Below are 19,863 nucleotides of genomic sequence, written 5' to 3'. Positions count from 1 at the left end.
ACACCCGCAGTACAGCGCCGCAGCGCCTGCCCATGGCGCTGCAGTGCTGCAACGTTGGAAGACAGCATGAGAAAACTGCGTGTGACGATTCCGGACGATGTGGAATTTGCTGACCTGCGCCTGTCGCGCAACGTGGACGACGGCCTCGTGCGCTTTGCGATGGCACCCATCGAGGCGATCTGCGAGGCCAGCGCGCTGGACATCGACGAGATCGTGCAAGGGCCACAGCCGCTCGTGGGCCAGCTGATCTCCGCCTGGTACGAGGACCATCTCAAGGGCGGTGGAGCGCCCGATCCGGTACAGGAGGACCTGCGCGAGGAAGCGCGGCTGGAGAGGGAGCATGGCGGCGGCTTCACGTACCCGCCGGGACACGCCTGAAGCCCGGTACCCCACCCAGTGGGCGGGTTGCACGCGGCAGCTTGCAGCGGCGCACGATCGGCGCGTCCATGCGGAGCGGCCTCACGACAGGAGGGCCCATGGACCTCAGCGCCCCCGCTTTCCCTGCCCATGGCGAGATCCTCGCCATCCATGCCTGCGAAGGGAAAGAGCGTGTGCCAGCGCCGGGGCAGCGTGCGGCGAACTGGCGCAAAGGCTCAGATGGTGTGCTGGTTGACGCGTCTGGAGAGTTCTTCGGCGCTTTCCTTGCGCTCGCTGTAGCGGTCCACCAGGTAAGGCGCGACGTCGCGGGTGAGCAGCGTGAACTTGAACAGCTCCTCCATCACGTCCACCAACCGGTCGTAGAACGCCGAGGGCTTCATGCGGCCGTCCTCGGTGAACTCGTTGAAAGCCTTGGCCACCGAGCTCTGGTTGGGGATGGTGATCATGCGCATCCAGCGCCCCAGCACGCGCATCTGGTTGACGGCGTTGAAGGACTGGCTGCCTCCCGAGACCTCCATCACCGCCAGCGTCTTGCCCTGCGTCGGGCGCACCGCCCCCACCGACAGCGGGATCCAGTCGATCTGCGCCTTCATGATGCCGGTCATCGCGCCATGGCGCTCCGGGGAGCACCAGACCATGCCTTCGGACCAGGCCGCGAGATCGCGCAGCTCCTGGACCTTGGGATGCGTGTCTGGAGCGCCGTCGGGCAGCGGCAGCCCCGCGGGCTCGAAGATCCGCACCTCGCCGCCCATGGCCTGCAGCAGCCGCGCCGCCTCGAACGTCAGCAGCCGGCTGTACGAGCGCTGGCGCAGCGAGCCGTAGAGCATGAGAAAGCGCGGCGCGTGGCGCGAGGGCTCGCGCACCGTCAACTGTTCGACCGTCGGCACCTGGAACAGCGAGGCGTCCAGCGCAGGAAGCGTCTGGTTCAGCTCAGCCACGCCGCACCCCGCTGTCCTGCACCACTTCACCGTCCTCCTTGGTGAAGGGCGGCAGCTGGCCCACCGGCAGCAGCGCCAGCACTTCCTCGGACGGGCGGCACAGCTTGGTGCCCAGCGGCGTCACGACCACCGGTCGGTTCATCAGGATGGGGTGCTGCACGATGAAGTCCAGCAACTGTTCGTCCGACCACTTGGGGTTGGCCAAGCCCAGCTCCGCGTAGGGCGTTCCTTTCTCGCGCAGCAGCGCGCGCACGCCCTGGCCCGTGCCGGCCACCAGCTCGCGCAGCTGGTCCTTGCTGGGAGGCGTCTTCAGGTATTCGACGACGGTTGGCTCGATGCCGGCGTGGCGGATGAGCGCCAGCGTGTTGCGCGAGGTGCCGCAGGCCGGGTTGTGGAAGATGGTGACTTCGGTCATAGGTCGCTCCAAGTTTGCTGAGGGTTCTTCCCGAACCAGGCCGACTCTTGTTGAAGTCCTGCCGGGCCGATTGGAACATGATGATGCCCATGCCAGCCAACGCCACGGCAACGCCGGCCAGGTCCCAGGCTGTCGGGCGGATCTGGTCGGCGACCCACTGCCTACGGTGCAGCCGGTGCGTGCCTGCGCAACTTTACCGGCCGCTGGCTGGTGTTCCGCACCGCAGACCTGCCAGCCAATCGGTTCACCCGGCGGTCAGATGGCCGGCAAGTCCGTAGAATCGGCTGCGTGAGGCGCAGCGGCTGCTGTACTTGAACCACTCCTGATAGCCCGATCCCACGATCACGCTGTGCCTCACACCCCATCGACGCTCGGTGGCGTGCAGGCCGTTGAGCAATCAATGAGGATCACCCGCCTGCGATCAGGAGGGGGTCGAGCAGCACCGGGCGAGCGCTCCGACTGTCCATGCGAGGCACCGAAAGCCAGTCGCGCCCTTGAAATCTTTTTAATTGTCGTCATCTTGCGTGGCAGGCCGAGTACAGGCGGTTCGCCAAGGAGACTTCTCGGTAGCTCGCGAGCACCTTGTGGCGGCCCGGGAACAGCAGCCCCGCCAGCGCAGCATTGACCCAAGCACCATCGAAAACTGGCACCTCGCTTTTCCACCGAACATTGATGACCATCACCGACGAGGACGCCCGCGTCCTGCGCGAGGCCGCACCCCAGGCCGAGGCACTGGGGCACCTGGCGCCGGCGCAGCTGGAGCTCATCAGGCGCCGCGACTGGTTCCGGCTGCTGGCACCGCGCGCCCTCGGCGGCCTGGAGCTGGCCTTGCCCCAGGCCGTGCGGCTGCAAGAGGCCATTGCCGAGGCCGACGGCAGCTGCGGCTGGGTGGTGACGCTGTGCGCCGGCGCAGGCTGGTTCGCCGGCTTCCTGCCGCTGGCGCTGGCGCGCGAAGTGGTCGCCACGCCGGGGATGTGCCTGGCGGGCAGCGGCGCGCCAACCGGCGTCGCACAGCGTACGGCTGACGGCTGGCGCATCACCGGCCGCTGGGGGCACGCCACGGGCGCTCCGCACGCCAGCCACTTCACGTTGAATGCCATGCTGCACGAGGATGGCGAGCCACTGCGCGACGCGTCAGGCGCACCGCGCGTGCGGGCCTTCATCGTGCCGGCCGCGGGCGTGCAGGTGCTGCCCACTTGGGCCGCCATCGGGCTGCGCGCCAGCGCCAGCCACGCGTTCGCGATCTGCGACCAGGTGGTGTCGGACACGAACGTCTTCGACATCGAGCCGGCCGCTGCAACGCATCCGGGCGCGCTCTACCGCTTCCCGTTCGATGCGCTGGCGTACGTGACGCTGGCGGCCAACCTCGGTGGCATGGCGCGCGGCTTCCTGCGCCTGGCCACGCCGCTGGTGCTGGAGCGCCCCGTCGGGCCCAGCCGGCAGCCCCTGGGCGCACGGCTGCAGGTGCGTGCCCAGCTGCAGTCCTCCATGCAGCAGCTCGACGGCGCGCGTGGTCGGTGCCTGGAGCTGCTCGATGAGGCGTGGAGCCAGGTCCAGCGCGACGGCTGTCCGGTAGACGAGAGGCCGCTGCGTGACGCGGCGCTGGCTTGGGCGCACACGGCACGTGAGGCCGTGGACAGCATCTATCCCCTGTGCGGCTTGGCCGCCGCCGATCCACGCACTGCGCTCAACCGTGCCTGGCGTGACCTGCACACCGGCACGCAGCACGCGATGCTGCTGTAGCAGCCTGGGTGCGTGCAGGCGGCCCATCGGCAGCCTCGTGAACGCAACGAATTCAGATTCGGCCCAGCCTGGGCACGCTCGCGTACCTTCGCGTCCGTCTCCCCAACCTGCTGCACCAAGCCAGGCTGCAACCAGCCCTCCAAGCACACTCGGCCCCTGGGAAGGGACCCACGTCGAAATCGCTTCGGCGTCGGTCCGCCCATATCGCTGTAGGGCGGCGGTCGCGGCGGGCGCCGTTCACGGTCAAGTGCCATGGCGACCAATGGCACGGCGAGCTCGTCCCAGAACCCGGACGAAAACCAGTCGGCCGGGCGGCCTCGTGCCGCGAACACCCGTCCTGCTTGCAGCTGCGCATGGGATGAGCTTGCTCCATGCGCGACAACATCTCGTGCAACTGCTCGCCGGCGCCCTCAGCCCACGTGCCGAAGCACGCCGTGGTGTGCTTGCTGTACTGCTCGATAGTGCACGCGCTGGCGATGTCTGTGCTCCATGGCGATTCAATCCTCTCGCGGCCCTACGACCGGATAGCGCCAAGCTTTGCCCGCCATGGCCTTGGCCAACGCGAACATACCCAGCAGGACCAGTGCACCGTGGATGCAGACGAAGTAGGTCAGTACCGCAACCCAGGTCCAGGACCAGCGCCAACCGCCCAGGCTCACGATGACACCGGACAGGCACGCAATCAGCACCCCAGCGACCATGCTGACAAAGGTCGCCTGGCGCAAGTGGCTGCGGGCCAGCGGCGGCGCGCTGTGGCGGTGACGCAGCCATAACCACACCAGCACGGCAAATGCCAACCCCGGAGCCAGGAGCAGATTGACCAGGTACAGCGACTCGGCCAGCACGGCAAGGCCCTGGCCGTTAGCCTTGCCAGGGGCCAGCCGTACCGGTGATGTTTCTGAAGCTGTGGTGTGCATCGTTGGTGCCTGGCCTGAAAGCTCAGTGAGAACCTACCTGCGTGTGCTCATGGCACACCACGTCCGGACGGCGGCAGGAAGCGCCAGTATGCAGGGTGCCATCTCGCGCTCCATGGCGCCACCGGCATACGTGGTCGCGCGGCCGGATGACCCAGTGCTCGCGAGACTGGCGCACGCGCTAGCCATGTCCTGCGCGCGCAACTCGGCCAGCGTGATGCCCACCCACCACCCATTGCGTCAGCATTCGGGCTGCTGCTTCGTAGTGGCATCGGCACCGCCGGATTGTTGGCCGCCGGCGGTTGGGAACACCGCCGCGTTCTGCATTGCGTAAGCCGCGCCGGCAAGCTCGGACAGGCTTCGACACAAGACAAGCATGTTGTCGACGTCGGCGCCCCCTTCCTTCCAATAAGGCCATGCTGTTCGAGCTTCGACCAAGCCAGCGTATCGTGCTGTCGGACTCAGCAGTAGGAGGTGCCAGCATGGATTTTCTGCCGCCGTCGCTCCGGGTTGGTGCAGCCCTTGCGCAGTGGTGCTTGCCGCTGTTGTGCGCTGGCGCGGGAGGCGTCTTGCTCCGCAAGGGGGTCGCCGCAGGCTGGCTCTGTATCGCTCTGGGCGGGGCATTGTTCGGCCTCTACGCCGACACCCTCGGACTCATGATGTGGTCGCTTTGGGTCGGCAGCTTCATGTTCATGGTCCATTGGCTGAATGCCCTGTTGCTGCAAGAACAAAGCGAACAGCCGGAGGAAATGCGCCGTTGGTACAAGTGACACCGTGGCACCTGGCCTGAAGGATCGGACCAAACTGAAATTGACGGTTGACGCCTGACCCGCTGGTCCGGCCGTCTGCCAAGGCAGTTATCCCCTGCCGCTGTGGACAAGTCTGTGGTGTATATGCCTATGGCTCAGCCAAGTCGTTGATTCAACAAGAGTTGCGCAGAATTGCCACAAAAATAGGCAGCTACAGCCCCGCCATGCGACCCCGGCTCAAGGCAGCTCGCGGACGGTGGCCCAGGCCTCCTTTGGCGCCACGTGGTCCTTCGCTTGCGCCGCCCAAGGCTTCCAGCCCGACGGTCGGTACCATGGACAGCGCCACTGCAGCAACCGCACCATGCTTGCCCTTGCTCGATTGCATCTTCCCTGTACGTCGTCGTCTTAGGCAACTGCGCAAGCCATTTCGGTTGCCCGCTCAACGCAGTGCCCAGCCGGCGCGTTGACGCTGCTTACGCCAGGTCCGCTTCAGCGGTGCCGGCGCGGCATGCGCAAGGCCACCGGCCGCCCGCCCGACGCCGAGGCCACCTGGCGGACCCAAGGCAGCGGCCGTGCGTTAAGGCCGCTGATGTGGGCGCGGTGGACCCTGCGCCGCCAGGAGCGATAGGCGGCGGCAGGCCGGTGCAAAAAAGCCAGGGCCTGAGGGCCGGCAGCCCACTGTGTCACAGCGCTGTCGGCAGTAAGGAAAGCCCGCCTGGAATGCGTTGCGCAGGACCCACGGCGAGGACGCACGGCAACGGGCCCGGCCCGCCTCGTGCGATCACTTCCGGTGCGATATCCAGCGTGCCGCCGCGGCAGCCAGCTGTCGCTCGTGGTCATCTTCGCAATGGACCGTCGGATCAGCCAAGTGCCGCTCCAGCGACCATCCGTCGGGCCTGCGCGCCATCCACCAGACCGCGGCCGCCTCGGCAACCGCCTGCAGGGCCGCGGCGTCCGTGCCGCTGGCGCTGCCTGGCTGCTGCCGCCCGAAGGCCGCGTCGAGCATCATCTTCACGGGGCTCTGGGGCATGCCTGGTTCCTTTTTCCATTGCACCAGGGCGACAGGCTACCGCCTGCTTCCCGGCCTGGGCCGGATGCCGGCCAGTTCGATGCGCAGGGCCTCGCGGTCGAACTCAGGCGCCATCAGGTCGGGCAGCCACTCCAGGCGGCCATAGAAGGACAGTGCCGCGGCGTAGACGGCGATGCTGACGGTGGCCTCCCCGCGCTCCATGCCCATGACGGTCGGCACCGAAGCGTTGATCTCGGCCGCCAGCGCGCGAATCGAAAGCCCGCGCCGCTGGCGTGCCAGGTGCAGGTTGGCGGCGAGCTCCTGCAGCGCCTTGGCGATCTGGGGGGATAGATCGTCGGTGAGCTTCGGGGCGCGCGACATACGCTTTATTTTCTCTTGAGCCGCAATGGAGTTCAAATATATTTGAACATTTTCAATTGGATCATTCTGCTGGCCGAGAGGTGGGCAGTGGCTGCGATGGCGCCTCCGGTCCGGATGACCAGCGCGCGGGCTGCGCGGTCCGGCTTCGGCAGAGGCGCCAACGCTCGCCTTGCGTCCGCGGCGCTTGGCACGCGGGCCGTAGGGCTCGCGGTGTAGCGCTGCCGTGGAGGGCAGCACGCTGGCCCTCCCGCCGCAGCCGTACCTGCCTGCCGCCATCAGCGCCCGTTCGGCCCGTCGTGCCCGCCCTCGGGCTGCAGCCTGGCCAGCCGCCACATCACGCGCTGCGCGATCTGCCGCGCGGCGTCGGACTCGACCGTCAGCCGCCGGGCCAGCACGTCTGAGCGCTGATCCTGCGAAAGCCGCCCCCAGCCGACTGGCGCGGGCTCCTTGCCCGCGGCCATGCGCTCGATGAGGTTGCCGGCCTCGATCAGCAACTCGCCGGGCTGCGGCTCGCAGTACAGCCGCACGGCACCGCGCTCGTTTGTGGCCGCGTGCCAGCCCAGCGGCAGCAGCCCGAACAGCTCGTGGTCCAGCCAGGGCGAGACATCGAAGGCAGCGGCGCCCTGGCTCGCGGGTGGCTCGGGCGCGCTCTCAGGCCACAGCTCGATGGCACCGGGCTCGATGCGGCCGAGCCGGTAGGCCAGGACGAGCCGCGCGCGATCGCGACGACAGGCGTCCAAAACCCGAATTCGATCCATCGTGTGTCCCTGAAGCGACCGCGTCAGCAAGGCATGAGGTGTACCGGAAGCCACTCAACGGCCGATGTCCGCATCTTCGCCCTGGCCGCCCAGCGCGCGGTCCCGTCCCAGGCTGTAGACCTCGTAGCCCCGCCCGATTCCGCCCTGGAAGCGATAGGCGTAGGGGCTGCCCCAGGGATCCAGCGCGGGGGCATCCGGGTAGTACGGGCCGCGCCAGTGCGCCCGGTCCACGTCCGCCGGCGGCTGTACCAGCGCTTGCAGTCCCTGGGCGTCGCTCGGGTAGCGCCCGACGTCCATCCGGTAGGCCTGCAACGCCTTGTGCAGCGCCTCCAGCTGCACGCGAGCCACCGAGGCTTCCGGACGCTGCTGGCGCTGCATCAGCCGCGGCGCGGCCACGCCCAGCAGCAGCGCAACGACGACGAGGGCCAGCAGCAGGTCGCGCCTGGCGATCCCGCGCAGGGGGTGTCGGGTCGGATAGCTCATAAGGTCGGCAAGGGGGTGGCCTGGGCCGCTTGGCAGCGCTCGCGCTCGGTCGGGCTCAGGCGCTCCTGCCGGGGGCTGTCAGGAGGCGCGCCCGCGGCAGCCGCTGGCTCGGCTGGCGGCAGTGCCGCTGCCAGCGTCGAGGGCCTGGCCTTGAGCTTGAGCAGTGGCTGGGGCACCTTGGCCTTGGCGAGGGCCAGCGCTGGCGCAGCCGGCTGCTCAGTGCCAACGATCATGACGCGGCACTGCTTGAGGTGGATGACGGGTTCAGTGCTCATGAGGAAGTCAGCGACGTCCAAGACTGGTTACGGGAAAAGGCGGTCGAACTGCGCGCGTGGCGTGGACAGGACGCTCACCCGCAGCGCCGCCGTGGCGGTGCGCTCCGTGGGCTCGGCGGCCATCACCGCGCTGGGGCCGCAGCGCGCAGCGGCTTGCCTGGCACCACCGCTGCGGCCGTGAGGTCGATGAACGGACACCAGTGCGGGTGCGCTGCGCCTTTTACCCGATCCGACGGCCGCGGTTGGCGTGTCATATCAACCTTGGACGACGGTCCGGGGTTTGCACCAGGCAGGGCCTCTGGAACGCGTTGGAGCCGCAACGCGGTATGAAGCGGCCAGCGCCGCCGCCGATTCCGGCCGGCGCCCGCTCCATCGCCGACGACTTCAACTGGCGCCAGAAGCGTTGCAGCCATGGAAGGCCGGTACTGCAGCGGCTCAGCGCCGAACAGGTGCGTCCCGAGTGTCCGATGGGACCATTATTGGCCCCGGCACGGGCCGAGTTGCGGGCTTCGGCTGCGCCGACTCTGCTTCGACCCGAATTGGGCGCACAGCCGGCACCGTAGACCTTTTGCCTTGCCGCCATCCAGGCCGGATGCCGATTTCATTCCCTCAATTACCAATATTTCAATACCCACCACGACGCCAGATCATCAGACACTCTTCCGCATCGGCATCTTCTACGACCGCCACTATTTGAGACGCGTCGGCAATTACGGTGTCCACCTGGGATGGGACACGCAGTTCAATCACCGCTTGCGCCGCCGGATCCAGAGCCCAACCAGCCCCAGCCCGGCCGCGAACAGCCCGCCGGTGGCAGGTTCCGGAATCAGCGCCGCGGGTCGGGCATCGAACTCACTGGCGAAAATATGGTTGACAACAATCACCCGGTTGCTGTCGTTCAGGAACGTGGCCGAGAGCTGCCCCGAAAGCCTCACGTCGTTGGGACCAAATTCCGGGTTGGCATAGGCAGCAGCTTCAAAGGTATCCAAGAATGAATAGAGATAGCCGCTGACCACTTCATCCCTTGACGCACCCAGCAGCTTGTCTGCATGCATCTCAAGGAGATAGTCCGCGGTCACGGCTACCGCTGCGAAAGGATCCAGCAGGTGAGCAATCTGGCCGAAGCCGCAGCAGAAGTAACTGAGCTCGGCTTGCATCACCGCACTCGGCTGCCGGCATGTCCACCAGCCGCCGCATGATGGACAGGCCCCCCATGCTGCGAAAGCCCATCGCGGAGCATGGCCTGTGTGCAGTCGTAATCGACGGGCTTCCAAGTACGCGCCGTCATATCCTGCACCAGTGCTTTCGCCACTTGCTGCATATCCCCGCTGCCCGGATCAGACGCTGATTCCCAGCATGGCATGCGACAATGATTTCCAATTGCTAGGTCGACAATTTGCATTAGAAAGCATTTTTATCGCCGACCATGAGGCCATGGTTACATTACCACTTCTTAAAACCTTGAGTCGAAATACTTGCCAAGTGCGGCGCTAGACGCATTTGGTGTGAGCAAAAGTCTGATACGCAAGAAATTGGAGACTGGTATTGAAACGGTAGCAGTCAAAAGCGCAGAGTATTCGTGATGGAGCAGTGGGAGAACGTTGTCCCGGCGTTGTCCCGGCGCTCTCGTGGCTCAGGAAACGCCTTGGTCTGTTTGCTGGAGGCCTGTGATGCTTCGATTTATCTTGCCCTGCAACCGTTCACTGTCCGCCGCACTGGTGTTGCTGGGCATATCCTCAAACGTGCCAGCAGCACAGGAGCTTTTCTTCGATGACTTCAACACGTTGCCAGGAAGCGCTTACAAAACCGCGCTGCCGACGGCGCCGTGGCGCTACGCAGGGTCGAACTTGAATGAGGCCCAGTACATCGGACCAGCGCAAGCGACGCTTCAAACTCTGGATGGCGCCAGTGTCCTGCGCATGAACAACGTCATGGGCGACGCTCAGCGTAAGGGTTGGAGCACGGACAAAGTCTTCGACACTGCGCATGGGCTGCGCCTGGAAGTACGCTTCAACACCATGGTGCAATCGCCTGCCACGTCCATCGATCAACTGCTGGAATTGTGGCTGATTGGTGGCGACAATATTCAGCACTATGCGCAGGGGGCACTGCTTGCGCCCGACTATGGCAGACAGCGCGTATTCTCGGCCATCACCAGCCAAGGCAGCGGATCCGAATTTCCATTTGAATTCCAGAACAATACATGGTACCGCTTTGTTTTGGAGGCTTCCCGCAACGGTGGAGTGTCCGCATCCATAGAACCAGACACGGGTCCAGGCAAGTTTGTCAGCATAGGTGTCAGCCAGTTATTGTCCGATTATCAATCAGGCGTTCGAGTTGGTTTCAGTCAATCCATTGGCTTGCCAGGAAATTATTATCCAACCGACGTGTCGATTGATTACCTTCGTGTCTCAACGGCTCCCATTCCTGAGCCAGGCAGTCTTGCTTTGTATGTCGTTGGATTGGGTGAATTACTGCTGAAATTACCCAAGGCACGCGACGGCACCCATCGCCGCAATCGTTAGAGAAATCGGACGGCTTGGGGTTGCCGTGCATTTCGTCATGTAGGGAGCGGCAAGGACTTCCTTCGACGTCAAGGAATTCGTCGGCACCAGCCTCAACCTCAAGGTGAGCAGGCTGCACGGCCACTGGAGGGCACGCGGCCCAAATGCGCTTGTTGCCCAAGAAGCTGTGCCGGCTGGACGCACAGCCGCATTGAAGCCCCGAATTTGAAGCCCAGCTTGATTTTTTGCAGGCCGCCAAGCTCCGTCAATGGTGCACGCTGTCGGCCATGGACACCGCCTCCGAACCCGTTGCAGCAAACAGCGCCAACGCCGTGCCTGGTCAACCTGGCCCACACGGCGAATCCTCGGGCCTGCCGGAAAGTCAGGCCCGCGAACGCCTGGCCGAGCAGGGTCCCAATGAGCTGCAGGCATCGCGGCGGCGTTCGCTGGCCCGGCGCTTCATCGCGCGGCTGGCCAACCCGCTGTTGCTGGTCCTGCTGGTTGCCTCCGCCATCGCAGCCTTCACGGGCGATGCACTGAGCTTCGGCATCGTGGCGGCGGTGATCACCGCCAGCGTGGTGCTGGACCTGGTGCAGGAGCAGCGCGCGGACCGCACCATCGAGTCCCTGCAGCAGGCCGTGGCGCTTCGCGTGCGCGTGCGCCGCGACGGCCAGACCGTGGAGCGCCCGGTGCGCGAGCTGGTGCAAGGCGACGTCGTGGAGCTTGCAGCCGGCAGCTTGGTGCCCGCAGACGGCACGGTCCTGCAAGCCACCGACTTCTTCGTCAACCAGGCGCTGCTCACCGGCGAGGCTGTCCCGGTAGAAAAGCACGCCGCGCGCGCCGGCGCCCAGGCGCAGGGTGTTGAAGATGAAGCGTCGACGGCGCTGCAGTCGCCGCACGTGCTCTACATGGGCAGCTCGGTGGTGTCCGGGTCGGCGCTCATGCGCGTGGACGCCACCGGGGCACGCACCGAGCTCGGCCGCATGGCCGGGAGCCTGCATCGCCCTGCACCGCCGACCGAGTTCGAGCGCGGCACACGTCTCTTCGGAATGATGCTCACGCGCGCGACGGTGGCGCTGGTACTGGCGGTGCTGCTGCTCAACGTGCTGTACCAGCGCCCGCTGCTGGAGTCGTTCCTGTTTGCGGTGGCGCTGGCCGTGGGGCTGACGCCGGAGCTGCTGCCCATGATCGTGTCGGTCACGCTGGCGCGCGGCGCAATGCGTCTGGCCCGTCGACGCGTGGTGGTGCGCCGGCTCTCGGCCGTCCAGGACCTGGGCGCCATGGACGTTCTCTGTACCGACAAGACCGGCACGCTCACCGAGGCCGCGCTGCGCCTGGAGCGGACCGTCGATGCGCAAGGACAGCCCTGCGAGGCGGTGTTCGAGCTCGCCTGGCTCAACAGCCGTTTCGAAAGCGGCGTGCGCTCGGTGCTGGACGATGCCATCCTCGCGCACCGCACGCCCGCGGCCGAGGGCTGGCGCAAGCTCGACGAGGTGCCCTTCGACTTCGAGCGCCGCCGGGTTTCGGTGTTGTTGCAGCGGGGGGACGAGCAACTGCTCATCTGCAAGGGCGCGCCGGAGGACGTGCTGCGCCTGAGCGTGGCCTGGGACGACGGCCAGGCCGAGCCCCCGCTGGACGAGGCAGCGCGCGCGCACATTGCCGCGCTGTTCGAGGCGCACAGCGCACAGGGCCTGCGGCTGCTGGCCGTGGCCAGGCGGCGGGTGCAGGCAGGCACGGTGGACGTGTCGGCCGCGGACGAGCACGACTTCGTGTTCACGGGCTTCATCGCCTTCGCCGATCCGCCCAAGGCGTCCACCGCGTCCGCGCTGCGCGAGTTGCGCGCGCATGGCGTCGCGCTCAAGATCATCACCGGCGACAACGAACTGGTCACGCGCCACCTGTGCCAGGCGCTGGACCTGCCGGTGCGCGGCGTGCTCACCGGCGACCGCATCGCACGGCTGGACGACCACGGGCTGCGTGCGGCGGTGACGCGCGCCAACCTCTTCTGCCGCGTCACGCCCGAGCAGAAGAACCGCATCGTGCTGGCGCTCAAGGCACGCGGCCACGTGGTCGGCTACCTGGGTGACGGCGCCAACGATGCCGCGCCGCTGCATTCGGCCGACGTCGGCATCTCGGTGGACGGGGCGGTGGACGTGGCACGCCAGGCGGCCGACCTGGTGCTGCTGGAGCACGACCTGCACGTGCTTCAGCAGGGCGTTCGCGAAGGCCGGCGCACGGTACTCAACGTGGACAAGTACCTGTTCATGGCCACGAGCTCCAACTTCGGCAACATGGTCAGCATGGCCGTCGCCGCGCTGTGGTTGCCCTTCCTGCCCATGCGACCGGCGCAAATCCTGCTCAACAACCTGCTGTACGACCTGTCGGAGCTGGCACTGCCCACCGACCGCGTGCACGAGTCCGAGATGCTCAAGCCGCGGCGCTGGGACATCGCGCGCATACGCCGTTTCATGCTCTGGTTCGGGCCGCTGAGCTCGCTGTTCGACCTGGCTGCCTTCGCCCTGCTCTACGGCGTGATGCGCAGCACGGAGGCGGTGTTCCAGAGCGCGTGGTTCGTGCAGTCCATGGCGACGCAGGTGCTGGTGGTCTTCGTCATCCGCACGCCGAGCCCGGCATGGCGCGACCGGCCCTCGCCCTGGGTCGTTGCAGCCAGCCTGGGCGTGGCGGCGCTGGCGCTGGCGCTGCCCCACCTGCCGCTGGGCCGCGCCTTCGGTTTCGTGCCACTGCCTGCTGCGGTACTGGCCCTGGTGGGCGGGCTCACCGCCGCCTACCTGGTGTCGGCCGAGAGCCTCAAGCGCTGGTTCTTCCGGCCCCGCCGCCACCGCCGCGCGGCGCGGCGGCCCAGATCCCTGTTGCCGTGGTGATGCGGCGCGCGGGCCGGGTGCGTCAGCGTGCCGTTTGCCGCGCCCGCGTGTCGAGATAGCGGGGGAGCTGCGCGATGCCCGAGCGCACGGCCGGGTTGTCTTGCCAGGCCGGCATGGCATGGCCGTCGCAGCGCGGCTGCAGAACACGTCCACCTGTCCGCCGATCAGGTCGTTGATGGCCGGGCCGGGCCCCGTGTAGGACACATGGGTCACGGGCACCTTCGTCATCTGCCCGAAGAGTTCGCCGGCGATGTGCTGGATCGAGCCGTTGCCCGACGATGCCTAGAACAGGCCTGTCCACTCTTGTCAGGACACCTCAGTCAATGAAGCCCTGCACCTTTGGCCAACTGCCGACCCAGTGTTGAGGGCGCCAGTGCTCGCGCGAGCACCCGGTAGGCTTCCTCCAGATCGATCGGCTTGACCAGGTGCGCATCGAAGCCTGCCGCGCGGGTCTTCTCGCGGTCGCTGTCCTGGGCGTAGCCGCTCACGGCCACGATCGCCACGCCAGCCATGGCGGGGTCCGCGCGTAGCGCCCGAGCCACGGCGTAGCCGTCCAGGCCTGGCAATCCCAGGTCCAACAGCAGCGCACGGGGTCGCCACTGGCGCGCCACGTCCAGTCCTTCCGGGCCGGTGCGCGCGATCCTCACCTCGTGGCCATCCATCTGCAGCAGCAGCGACAGCGAGTCGGCCGCATCGGCGTTGTCATCCACCACCAGGAGCTTCGTGGGCGCCAACTGCGGCGACGTGGCCAACATGGCCGCGCCGCCGGGTGCTTCGGCGCCTTGCAGGCACGGCAGCCGCACCGTGAAGGTCGAGCCCAGTCCCGGCCCGAGGCTGGTGGCCTCGGCCTCACCGCCGTGCAACTCCGCCAGCCGCCGCACCAGCGTCAGCCCCAGGCCCAGTCCGCCGCGCGAGCGGTCCAGCGTCGTGGCACCCTGAGCGAACAAGTCGAACACGCGCGGCAGCAACGCCGCGTCCAACCCCAGGCCGTCGTCTCGCACCTGGATCTCGACCCAGTGCGCCAGCACGCGGGCACTCAAGCGCAGATGACCGCCGGCGGGCGTGTACTTCACTGCGTTGGTCAACAGGTTGCCTACGATCTGCGTCAGCCGCGCGGGGTCGGCTTCCAGCTCGATGTCCAGCGGCACGTCGAAGATCAGCGACTGCCGCTGCTCTCGCGCCATCAGCCGTGCCGCCTCCAGTGCGGGCAGCAGGGCATGCGCCAGTAGCAGCCTCTCCTTGCGCAGCTCGATGCGGCCCTGCGTGACGCGCGAGACCTCCAGCAGGTCGTCCACCAGCCGGGACATGTGCGCCGACTGCCGCCGCACCATTTCCACCACCGCACGGTGCCGCTCCGCAGGAAGCTCCTTGTCCAGCAGCCGCACGGCGTTGGCGATGGGCGCCAGCGGGTTGCGCAACTCGTGCGCCAGCATGGCCAGGAACTCGTCCTTGCGCCGGTCGCTCTCACGCAGCGCGGCTTCCGTGCGCTCCTGCAACAACAGGTGATCACGGATCTGGTATTGCCGGGAGCGCGCCCGCAAGGCGGAACTCACGGCACTGAGCATGGAGCGCGCCGACACCGGGCGGTCCAGCAGTGTCACGTTGCCCAGCCGCTCCAGCACCTGGGCCACCACCGCCGGCGGCTGGCGGTCACGCGCGAGCACCACCACCGGCAGGTCCGACCAGGGCGGCTGCAGCGCCAGCGCCGCCACGAACTCCTCGATGGCCGGGTCGCACAGCGCGGCCTCGGTGAGCATGACCACACCGACGCCCAGCGCCACGTGTTCGCACAGCTCGTGCGGCGTGGAGCACACCAGGCCATCGAGGCCCGCCTTGGCCAGCAGGGCCCGCGTCACCTCGCCATCGCGGCGCGTCGGGGGCAGCACCAGCACGCGTTGTCCTGGCGAACTCATGAGGGAAAGGCCGCAGGCATCGGATCCGGGCCGCTCAGGACAGCCCGCCGGCGCTGCGCAGCCCGTCTTCCACGGGCACGCCCGAGAGCACGCCGCGCAAATGTTCCAGCGGCTCGCTCAGGTGCACGCCGCCGCCATCGAACCAGACCTGCCGGATCGTCTCCTCATGGCGGCCGCTGCGCTTCTTGAGCACCGAGATGGCTTTCTTTACCCGGCCCCCGTGCTCGAACATGCGCAGCATGACGACGGTGTCGGCCAGGTAGCTGGCGTCCACCGGCGCCTGCATGTTCGGCCCCATCAGGCCGCTCTGCGCCGCGACCAGGAACGTCGCCACGCCGTGGTTGTTGAGGTAGCTCAGCAGCTCGTGCAGCTGCGCCGTGAGAAAGCGCGCGTCGGGCATCGCGTTGAGATAGCCGTTGAGGCTGTCGATGACGATGACGCGGGCCCTAAAGACTTCAACGGCTTCGCGCACCAGCGAGGCAAACTCGCCGGGCGCAATCTCGGCCGGGTCGATCTGGCGGACGTGGACCTGACCCGCGCCGGTGCCTTCTGTCAGCGGCATGCCCAGTCCCGCGCAGCGGGCCAGGAGAATGGCACGCGACTCGTCGAAGGCGAACACCGCCGCATGAGCACCGCGCGCGGCGGCGGCATGCGCGTACTGCAGCGCCACGGTGGACTTGCCGCTGCCCGGCGGCCCGATGAGCAGCGTCGCCGTGCCGCGGTCGATGCCCCCGCCCAGCAGCGCGTCGAGGGCCTCCACGCCGCTGGGCACGGTTTCGCGCTCGAAGGCGGCGCCATGGTCGGCGGCGGTCAGACGAGGAAACACCTGCAGGCCGCCATGGCGGATGGCCAGGTCGTGAAAACCGCTGCGGAAGTCGCTGCCGCGGAACTTCACCACCCGCAGCTGCCGCTGCGCCTGCCCATAGCTCGGCGCGTGCTGATCCAGTGCGATCACGCCGTGGGCGATGCTTTGCAGCTGCAGGTCCGGCCCCTCGGCGGTGCGGTCGTCGAGCAGCAGCACCGTGCAGTGGCGCGCGGCGAAGAACTGCTTGAGCGCCAGGATCTGGCGCCGGTAGCGCAGCGAGCTCTGCGCCAGCAGCCGCAGCTCCGACAGGGAGTCAAAGACCATGCGGCTGGGGTTCACGCGCTGCACGGCCTGCAGCACCTGGCGCGTCGTCTCGGTGAGCTCCACTTCCGAGGGGTGGTACATCGTGAGCTCGGCATCGCCGTCGAGCTCGCCCTCGCGGCCCATGAGCTCCTCGATCTCGACGCCGTTCAAGTCCAGCCCGTGCGAGGCGGCACCGGCCAGCAGCTCGTCCCGAGTTTCGGACAGCGTGATGTAGAGGCAGCGCTCGCCAGCGCGGACGCCCTCGCGCAGGAACTGCAGCGCCAGCGTGGTCTTGCCTGCGCCGGGATTGCCGTCGATCAGGTAGAGACGGTGCGCGATCAGCCCACCGTGCAGCACGTCGTCAAGGCCAAGAACGCCGGTGACGGCGCGGCGGGGATGGTCGTTTTCGATCATGGCAGCCGTTCTGGGTAGCAACTTGCATGCGCGGGCACTCGCCACGGATGCAAAAGGGAATAACGATAAAGCATCGTCGTCAGCTGCCTGGCCCCGGTTTGCCAACGATTCGACACACCGGGTGCTGAACCTGCCTGCCGTCATCGGGCTCAAGCTGCAGCCGCCGATTGGGAGCTTCAACCCTGCAGCGGCCGCGCGCGGGCGCTTGGTCTTCAACACCAAGCAGGGTACCTGCGCCAGCCGCCACAGCGGGCTGGCGTTCACGAACTCGAATCGGCGCCTGCGCGCGCCCAGCGAGGTGGTCAGCGAACCCGAGCCCGGCGGCGCGCCGAGCTGCGCGGCGCATGGCAGCACCCGCCCCATTTCCACAATAGCGCGGCAGCGACGTCGGAGGAGGTCATCCACACCTACAAGCGGAAAAGGCGCAGTACCTGACCGATGCGCAAATCGCAGCCCTGGTCCTGTATCTCAAGTCACTGTGACGACTGCAGCACAGCACGGTCCGAGTCCCTGGCCTGGCCGGACACAAAGGCCTCTGACACTGGCTGGTTCAGGGCCCGCAGGCATTTCGCATGCTTGTGGCCTTGCGCAGCCTGCCGCAGCGCCGCGGCGGTCTTTCAAGCCCGAGATCGGCCGACATCAGGGCGAACGCACGCATGAGGCTGCGCACCTTCACCGGCACCTCCAGCCCGGGTGCCCTGTTCCATCTTGTGCAGCGAGTTTTCCAGCCTCGGCCGGTTCAGTACACGGCTCAGCAATGCGGGCCTTGAGCATTCCGGACGTTGGCTGGTTGGAGGGCGTTACCCCACGCCTGCGCAGGGCTTCGGCCTGATACATGGCACGCTCACGCCGCGCTGTCGGGGCCAATACCTCCGCACGGGGGCTTGCTCCCCATGGGCGCTGCAGCAGACCGTGTACGGCTGCGCCGGAGGCCGGCCCACTCCTGCACAGAATCTCCCACAGATTGGTCTTACCGCAGTGCACGAGCGCAACGCCGTGCCAATTGGCCCGCACAAAACCTCTCACGGTTGCGCAAACTTCCCCAAGACCACGTATGTGGTCAAGCGTGCCCTCTCAAGGCATTAGCGTGGGGAAACTTCACCGAATCGAAAAGCTAAGTTGTTGATTTATAAGGTTGCTATACTATAGCAACGCCGGTTTTGAGCCGAATGGCGCGTGGCGCTCACCATTACTCGGCGGCACGAACGGCCCTTCTTTCGATGCACAGCGAGTGAAATCCTCGCACTTGCTGCCGCACGCGGCCCCTGGCAGCCCCCGCACCTCGTTTGACGTTCTGCGGACGTGTCACAACACGGCACCTGCTGAGTTCAGCCGCACGGGATGCGCACGGGCATGTACACGGTCCGGCGGAATCTCATTCGGCAGTGTTGGACAGGATGAAAGGAGACGGCATCTCGACGCGGGCGATCTCACCGCTCTGGCACACCTGCTCCAGTGCACTCAGCTGCTGCAGCAAACACCTCCCGCCGCCGGTGCTTCGCCGGTCTGAACAACCAACTGAGGGTGTGAGAAGCTGTGAACGATTTAGCTGCGCGGGGCCGGATAAGCAGTATTGAAGCTGCCAGCCGTGATCGCGCTCATGCGGGCCGTGAACGCTTGCAGTGCGTGCGCCAGGGCTGCCATGTGAGTCCTTGATTGTCGCGGCGCGCTCAGGCCAGCGCGCTGCGGCTTGGCCGCAGCGTCAGCCCGCCACGAAGGCCAGGCCCAACGAGCGCATGCGCATGAAGTTGTGCGCCAGCGCGTGCCACAGCAGCACGGCATGTGCCTTGAGCAGTCCACGCACGTTGAACTGCTGCAAGCCCCGGCGGCACAGTTGCGCATTGGCGCACTCCCCCGTGGCCCCGTGCCGACGGTACAGCACCTTGCCGTCGTGGCTGCCCATGAAGGACGCCACTGCGCCAGCTACGGCACTGTCGCTGTCCTTGGGCGCAAAGGGATGGAGGCGGGGTTGCGACTGCGCGGCGGCGGCACTACGGCCTGGGTGCCTTGGGCATGCAGCGCTTCGATGGCCTGCAGCTTCGTAAAGCCGCCATCGGCCAGCCAGTGCTCGGGCACATGGCCGTAGCGCTGCATGAGTTGCTGGTGCATGGGAGCCATCTCAGCCATGTCGCTGCCGCAGTTGCTCCCGACCACCGCGGCGACGAACTGTGCGGGCACATCCACGACGAACCAGCACCTGAACGGTAAGCGCGCAATCTTCCCCGTACTGGCGGACGAGTGCGGGGAAGATTGCGCGCTTACGCTGCAACCGCCCCTGGCAGCCACAGCAGCCGCTTTGACCGGGGCGTCAGGGCTGCCCTGCTGCACTTGCGCGTTCCCTGCAAAAGCAAGATCCCTTTTCCCTGAATCTTTGTGCCGAGTCTGAGGGCTGGCAGGGCCGGGACCAGTGTCGGACCTGGCCGGCGACTCCAACCACTGACCCCAGGGCAGCAGCTGCCGGCCCGTCCATGCTGTGGGCCAAGGGCTGAAGGCTCGACAGGTTCACGCCGGCACAACAGCCACTCCAAGCGCAATAGACGCCAAAACAGGTGATGTCGCCTTCAGCGCTGGTACTCAGGTCTTCTTGCGGCAACTCACCGCGCAGACTTTCTGATTGCGGCCGAGGATCTTCTTGTTCGCCATGGCCGAGATGGGCTTGTGGCGACCGCACCAGAAGCACGACATCGTGGCCGAGCAGCCGGGACCAAAGGTTGAACCGGGCTTCTTGGCCGTGTACCTCAACCCGCTGCTGGAGATCCTCGTCTCGGTTTCAATATCGCGGTAATGGTCCATGGCCATCCAGTCGGAGTGAACACTGGACCATGGTACCGCTCGGGAGAAGAGACAGGTATACCGCTCGAATGCGGCCACGCTTTGCGCCAAGTGGCTGAGGCTTCGCAAGTTATTTTCGGAATTGACTCTCTTTGCTGACGTGGTGCCTCATGTCGCGGTGCTGACAGCCACCCACGCCGGCAGCTCGGTGCGACGAGCATCCTGCG

Annotated in this window: 19 protein-coding genes and 1 pseudogene; 6 read left to right on the top strand and 14 right to left on the bottom strand. The window is 66.8% G+C overall.

Annotated elements, in window-relative coordinates:
- Nucleotides 1-66: 66 nt before the first annotated feature.
- On the top strand, nt 67-378 hold the full coding sequence (locus tag H537_RS42630) for a hypothetical protein (protein WP_156901648.1): 312 nt from the start codon (nt 67-69) through the stop codon (nt 376-378).
- A 215-nt stretch (nt 379-593) separates the two neighbouring features.
- On the opposite strand, the gene arsH is transcribed toward H537_RS42630, so the two are convergent.
- Both arsH and arsC read right to left on the bottom strand, forming a co-directional pair.
- Entirely contained in the window at nt 594-1,316 is a 723-nt protein-coding gene (gene arsH / locus H537_RS0112445) for an arsenical resistance protein ArsH (RefSeq protein ID WP_028998185.1), read from the bottom strand.
- A complete protein-coding gene (arsC, locus tag H537_RS0112440; RefSeq protein ID WP_028998184.1) occupies nt 1,309-1,731 on the bottom strand; it encodes an arsenate reductase (glutaredoxin) in 423 nt (140 codons plus the stop codon). The genes arsH and arsC overlap by 8 nt, the downstream gene beginning before the upstream one ends.
- 672 nt (nt 1,732-2,403) lie before the next feature.
- Between arsC and H537_RS0112435 the strand changes: the two genes are divergently transcribed.
- Nucleotides 2,404-3,474, top strand: coding sequence for an acyl-CoA dehydrogenase family protein (locus tag H537_RS0112435; RefSeq protein ID WP_028998183.1), 1,071 nt, complete (start codon nt 2,404-2,406; stop codon nt 3,472-3,474).
- 497 nt (nt 3,475-3,971) lie between these two features.
- Here H537_RS0112435 and H537_RS0112430 read toward each other — a convergent pair whose 3' ends face one another.
- Nucleotides 3,972-4,391, bottom strand: coding sequence for a magnetosome magnetite crystal formation protein family (locus H537_RS0112430; RefSeq protein ID WP_043458669.1), 420 nt, complete (start codon nt 4,389-4,391; stop codon nt 3,972-3,974).
- A 413-nt stretch (nt 4,392-4,804) separates the two neighbouring features.
- Here H537_RS0112430 and H537_RS0112425 point away from each other — a divergent pair, with 413 nt between their 5' ends.
- Nucleotides 4,805-5,158: a hypothetical protein gene (locus H537_RS0112425; RefSeq protein WP_156901647.1), complete on the top strand. Its 354-nt coding sequence runs from the start codon at nt 4,805-4,807 to the stop codon at nt 5,156-5,158.
- A gap of 760 nt (nt 5,159-5,918) precedes the next feature.
- Here H537_RS0112425 and H537_RS0112420 read toward each other — a convergent pair.
- From H537_RS0112420 to H537_RS0112385, 6 genes are all read right to left on the bottom strand, one after another.
- Nucleotides 5,919-6,167 carry a hypothetical protein gene (locus H537_RS0112420; RefSeq protein ID WP_028998180.1) on the bottom strand — a complete coding sequence of 83 codons (249 nt, stop codon included), beginning with the start codon at nt 6,165-6,167 and terminating at the stop codon, nt 5,919-5,921.
- A gap of 36 nt (nt 6,168-6,203) precedes the next feature.
- Nucleotides 6,204-6,527, bottom strand: a complete 324-nt coding sequence (locus H537_RS0112415) for a helix-turn-helix domain-containing protein (RefSeq protein WP_028998179.1) — start codon at nt 6,525-6,527, stop codon at nt 6,204-6,206.
- 275 nt (nt 6,528-6,802) lie between these two features.
- On the bottom strand, nt 6,803-7,267 hold the full coding sequence (locus H537_RS0112405) for a hypothetical protein (protein ID WP_028998178.1): 465 nt from the start codon (nt 7,265-7,267) through the stop codon (nt 6,803-6,805).
- A 72-nt stretch (nt 7,268-7,339) separates the two neighbouring features.
- A complete protein-coding gene (gspG, locus tag H537_RS0112400) occupies nt 7,340-7,768 on the bottom strand; it encodes a type II secretion system major pseudopilin GspG (RefSeq protein ID WP_028998177.1) in 429 nt (142 codons plus the stop codon).
- The gene (locus H537_RS0112395) at nt 7,765-8,043 is read right to left on the bottom strand and encodes a hypothetical protein (protein ID WP_156901646.1); all 279 of its coding nucleotides are present in this window, start codon (nt 8,041-8,043) and stop codon (nt 7,765-7,767) included. The genes gspG and H537_RS0112395 overlap by 4 nt, the downstream gene beginning before the upstream one ends.
- Nucleotides 8,044-8,789: 746 nt before the next feature.
- Entirely contained in the window at nt 8,790-9,200 is a 411-nt protein-coding gene (locus H537_RS0112385) for a PEP-CTERM sorting domain-containing protein (RefSeq protein ID WP_028998175.1), read from the bottom strand.
- Nucleotides 9,201-9,713: 513 nt separating this feature from the next.
- On the opposite strand from H537_RS0112385, the gene H537_RS52685 reads away from it, so the two are divergent.
- Nucleotides 9,714-10,568 (top strand): hypothetical protein, encoded by an 855-nt coding sequence (locus tag H537_RS52685; protein WP_156901645.1) that lies wholly within the window; start codon nt 9,714-9,716, stop codon nt 10,566-10,568.
- 266 nt (nt 10,569-10,834) lie between these two features.
- On the top strand, nt 10,835-13,429 hold the full coding sequence (mgtA, locus tag H537_RS42620; protein WP_084150626.1) for a magnesium-translocating P-type ATPase: 2,595 nt from the start codon (nt 10,835-10,837) through the stop codon (nt 13,427-13,429).
- A 141-nt stretch (nt 13,430-13,570) separates the two neighbouring features.
- Here the strand turns inward: mgtA and H537_RS52680 are convergent.
- The 4 genes and pseudogenes from H537_RS52680 to H537_RS56730 form a co-directional block, all read right to left on the bottom strand.
- Nucleotides 13,571-13,711, bottom strand: a pseudogene (locus H537_RS52680) (tripartite tricarboxylate transporter substrate binding protein); the annotation flags it as partial.
- Nucleotides 13,712-13,749: 38 nt separating this feature from the next.
- Nucleotides 13,750-15,342 carry a hybrid sensor histidine kinase/response regulator gene (locus H537_RS42615; RefSeq protein WP_064735959.1) on the bottom strand — a complete coding sequence of 531 codons (1,593 nt, stop codon included), beginning with the start codon at nt 15,340-15,342 and terminating at the stop codon, nt 13,750-13,752.
- A gap of 34 nt (nt 15,343-15,376) precedes the next feature.
- Nucleotides 15,377-16,864, bottom strand: coding sequence for a DUF7125 family protein (locus H537_RS42610; RefSeq protein ID WP_043458665.1), 1,488 nt, complete (start codon nt 16,862-16,864; stop codon nt 15,377-15,379).
- A gap of 1,702 nt (nt 16,865-18,566) precedes the next feature.
- Entirely contained in the window at nt 18,567-18,767 is a 201-nt protein-coding gene (locus H537_RS56730; RefSeq protein ID WP_375136321.1) for a hypothetical protein, read from the bottom strand.
- 110 nt (nt 18,768-18,877) lie between these two features.
- Here H537_RS56730 and H537_RS52675 point away from each other — a divergent pair, with 110 nt between their 5' ends.
- Nucleotides 18,878-19,072, top strand: a complete 195-nt coding sequence (locus tag H537_RS52675; protein ID WP_156901644.1) for a hypothetical protein — start codon at nt 18,878-18,880, stop codon at nt 19,070-19,072.
- 366 nt (nt 19,073-19,438) lie between these two features.
- Here H537_RS52675 and H537_RS50950 read toward each other — a convergent pair whose 3' ends face one another.
- Nucleotides 19,439-19,657: a hypothetical protein gene (locus H537_RS50950; RefSeq protein WP_084150625.1), complete on the bottom strand. Its 219-nt coding sequence runs from the start codon at nt 19,655-19,657 to the stop codon at nt 19,439-19,441.
- Between the last annotated feature and the right edge of the window lie 206 nt (nt 19,658-19,863).

The sequence above is a fragment of the Azohydromonas australica DSM 1124 genome, assembly GCF_000430725.1.
GTDB classification, from domain to species: domain Bacteria; phylum Pseudomonadota; class Gammaproteobacteria; order Burkholderiales; family Burkholderiaceae_C; genus Azohydromonas; species Azohydromonas australica.
This window is presented reverse-complemented; position numbering and strand designations above follow the sequence as displayed.

Excerpts from the sequence above, each read along its gene's own strand:
- H537_RS42630 (WP_156901648.1), top strand. The coding sequence starts at position 67 with ATGAGAAAACTGCGTGTGACGATTCCGGACGATGTGGAATTTGCTGAC.
- arsC (WP_028998184.1), bottom strand. The coding sequence starts at position 1,731 with ATGACCGAAGTCACCATCTTCCACAACCCGGCCTGCGGCACCTCGCGC.
- H537_RS0112435 (WP_028998183.1), top strand. The coding sequence starts at position 2,404 with ATGACCATCACCGACGAGGACGCCCGCGTCCTGCGCGAGGCCGCACCC.
- H537_RS0112430 (WP_043458669.1), bottom strand. The coding sequence starts at position 4,391 with ATGCACACCACAGCTTCAGAAACATCACCGGTACGGCTGGCCCCTGGC.
- H537_RS0112425 (WP_156901647.1), top strand. The coding sequence starts at position 4,805 with ATGCTGTTCGAGCTTCGACCAAGCCAGCGTATCGTGCTGTCGGACTCA.
- H537_RS0112420 (WP_028998180.1), bottom strand. The coding sequence starts at position 6,167 with ATGCCCCAGAGCCCCGTGAAGATGATGCTCGACGCGGCCTTCGGGCGG.
- H537_RS0112415 (WP_028998179.1), bottom strand. The coding sequence starts at position 6,527 with ATGTCGCGCGCCCCGAAGCTCACCGACGATCTATCCCCCCAGATCGCC.
- gspG (WP_028998177.1), bottom strand. The coding sequence starts at position 7,768 with ATGAGCTATCCGACCCGACACCCCCTGCGCGGGATCGCCAGGCGCGAC.
- H537_RS0112395 (WP_156901646.1), bottom strand. The coding sequence starts at position 8,043 with ATGAGCACTGAACCCGTCATCCACCTCAAGCAGTGCCGCGTCATGATC.
- H537_RS0112385 (WP_028998175.1), bottom strand. The coding sequence starts at position 9,200 with ATGCAAGCCGAGCTCAGTTACTTCTGCTGCGGCTTCGGCCAGATTGCT.
- H537_RS52685 (WP_156901645.1), top strand. The coding sequence starts at position 9,714 with ATGCTTCGATTTATCTTGCCCTGCAACCGTTCACTGTCCGCCGCACTG.
- mgtA (WP_084150626.1), top strand. The coding sequence starts at position 10,835 with ATGGACACCGCCTCCGAACCCGTTGCAGCAAACAGCGCCAACGCCGTG.
- H537_RS42615 (WP_064735959.1), bottom strand. The coding sequence starts at position 15,342 with ATGAGTTCGCCAGGACAACGCGTGCTGGTGCTGCCCCCGACGCGCCGC.
- H537_RS42610 (WP_043458665.1), bottom strand. The coding sequence starts at position 16,864 with ATGATCGAAAACGACCATCCCCGCCGCGCCGTCACCGGCGTTCTTGGC.
- H537_RS56730 (WP_375136321.1), bottom strand. The coding sequence starts at position 18,767 with ATGGGCAGCCACGACGGCAAGGTGCTGTACCGTCGGCACGGGGCCACG.
- H537_RS52675 (WP_156901644.1), top strand. The coding sequence starts at position 18,878 with ATGCAGCGCTTCGATGGCCTGCAGCTTCGTAAAGCCGCCATCGGCCAG.
- H537_RS50950 (WP_084150625.1), bottom strand. The coding sequence starts at position 19,657 with ATGGACCATTACCGCGATATTGAAACCGAGACGAGGATCTCCAGCAGC.